Origin of the sequence: Bartonella sp. TT121SHDZB (genome assembly GCF_042193415.1) — a bacterium.
Lineage (GTDB): Bacteria > Pseudomonadota > Alphaproteobacteria > Rhizobiales > Rhizobiaceae > Bartonella.
Map to the genome: position 1 here is coordinate 1 of NZ_JBHILR010000031.1, position 2,353 is coordinate 2,353.

2 protein-coding genes and 1 pseudogene are annotated in these 2,353 nt (G+C 35.7%); all 3 read right to left on the reverse strand.

Annotated elements, in window-relative coordinates; genetic code table 11:
• Window positions 1-450 precede the first annotated feature (450 nt).
• Window positions 451-1,428 (reverse strand): annotated as a pseudogene (locus ACFIKI_RS08270) (DUF3987 domain-containing protein); the annotation flags it as partial.
• 178 nt (window positions 1,429-1,606) lie between these two features.
• Window positions 1,607-1,879 (reverse strand): type II toxin-antitoxin system RelE/ParE family toxin, encoded by a 273-nt coding sequence (locus ACFIKI_RS08275; RefSeq protein ID WP_375666736.1) that lies wholly within the window; start codon window positions 1,877-1,879, stop codon window positions 1,607-1,609.
• Complete coding sequence (locus ACFIKI_RS08280) at window positions 1,876-2,166, reverse strand: CopG family ribbon-helix-helix protein (RefSeq protein ID WP_375612607.1); 291 nt, start codon at window positions 2,164-2,166, stop codon at window positions 1,876-1,878. The genes ACFIKI_RS08275 and ACFIKI_RS08280 overlap by 4 nt, the downstream gene beginning before the upstream one ends.
• Window positions 2,167-2,353 lie beyond the last annotated feature (187 nt).

Sequence of the window (2,353 nt, forward strand, 5' to 3'; positions counted from 1 at the left end):
AGTCTTTTTAAAGCTTGTTTATCAACAGCCCATGAGAGAGATCAGATCAGCAAAATAGTGAAATTTGCTGTTTGTTTGATGGTCAATCAAGACAAATTCGTTATGTACTTTAAAATATCAGAATGAGTATTTTGATGAGTTTTATAGGCACTAAAATAATCTAATTTGTCAGTTCAATTTACTGACACATAACTGACAAATGTATATTATGAGTTGAATTTATGGGGTATATCTTAATAAGGGTTGTATCATTAAAATACTAACATATTGAAATATAATGTTTTTAATTTTCTCTCATTTAAAAAAAATAATATAGGCTCTAAAAAGAACTGACAAAACTCTTTTTACAAAGCCACTCAGATCATTTTTGGGGGGAGAAAAGTTCTTTGATGAGAATGCCATTAAAAAGAGTTTTGCCTATTTGAGTAGAAAGTTTTAAAAGAGGTTTCTTTATTGTTTTATGCTGTTGTTTTTGACGAAAGGATGCCATTCATACCGTCTATCAGGACGCCGACCTAAGCCATTATTCTCTTCAGAAATTTCACGAATATAGTTACAACGACATAAAAGCTCTAAAGCTTGCTTCACAGCTTCATTGTCTTTTAAAGAACGCCAACACCGTCTATAGATATCCCGTGCAGTAAAAACATCAGATAAATGATCACAACGCTCGACAATTAATTTTGCACGCTCTGCTGTTAATGTATCTCCCACCGCATAAAGACGTTTTGCATGGCTTAACAGATAACTTGTCCAACGCAAGGCTGTTGTGATGGCATAGAGTCCAATTTCTAAACGACCACTGTCAAGAAGTTCAAAAATTAACGCAAGGCTTGCTATGGTCTTTGGCATTTTTAAAAGATGCGATTGTAAGCTTTCTGAGTGAGTAGCTCCTTTTGCCTCTTTATGAAGATGCTCGAACCATTCATAAAACTTCACTTGTGCTTTAGGAGAAAAACGCATAATCAGTGGTTGTTCGGGAGACCCTAAGCGTTTATCACGAAAAGAGCGAAAAACCCCTTCATACTTTTGCCACCCCTCTTGATTGGGCGGTCTATCAATTAATTGCCATTCTTTATTGTCATCGGGCCAGACAATCATTTGAAAGCGTTGCAATAAACCGTCATTATTTGTTCCATGGTGCATTGCTTGAATGAGGGGAATAAGGCGTGAAGGTTGAATGCCTCCAATTATGGATAAGGTGACATGGGGGATAAAAATGGTTCCACGCTCGATACGGTCATAGGTAAATTGATCATCTCCATTAAAAGCTGTGAGATAAAAGGCGCGGTCTGTTTGATATTCCTTTCTTTCTAGATTGGCTAAAAAGCCAGCCAATTCATCACGCACCATTAAGAGACCCCGGGGGTTTTCTTTTAAGAGTTCCCCAAGCTTTTCAACGGTCACATCATTGACAATAAAGCGTCGTTTACCAAGAGTATCATCATTATTTTTACGAGTAGAAACTAAGCGGTGTACAAAGTACATTATGCAATCATATTCGCAACATTATAAAAATAGTAATCTATCATTACTTACTGATACGGAGCGCAGTATTGTAGAAAATAATTTGCTTCAATTACCAAATAAATAAAAATACAGTTGATTAAGGAAATCTTTGCTTTGTATGAAGCACACGTAAAATACGCACAACGCCATTTGAAATATCATAAATCATGATATAATTTGAATGTACAATAAGTTCACGTGTATTTACAATTCGTCCTAAACGGCCAAGAGTAGGAAATTTAACAAGTTTTTCTACTTTTTCAGATAAAAGTTGATCAAACTTTAAGGCAGCAGAAGGATTATCTTGTGATATGTATTCACGTATCTTTTTGCGGTCAACGTGTGCTACTTGTGTCCAAATTAGCTTCATAAAGTTGATCTATCGAGTTTACTTTGTGTTTTTAGGCGCCATTCCTTTGCTTCTGCTTCGATTTCTTCAGAAGATATTATGTCACCTGCATTAGCAGAATTTATCCCTAATTGAACTTGTTCCCGAAACCATAAATCGTATGCACTTTTTTCTTTTTGTTCTTTTACGATATCGCGCATATAATCGCGCAATAATTGTGCACCAGATCTATCACACGCCTTTGCTGCTTTGGAAAATTCATTTTTTAATACATCATCGACGCGAAAGGTAAATGTTGTCTCAGCCATCTTATGACCACTTAATGTGTTACAAAGTAGTTCTAATGTAATGTATTTTTACTGTTTCTTCAATAGGTACTATTAGAATAGATATTTTATATCTATTTTGCATTTTCATAGGGTTGAAAGAGACGCCCATAAATCAACGGGCTCTGATAACAACCCAGACAGCAGAGCCAGACCGGTTTCAATGCCT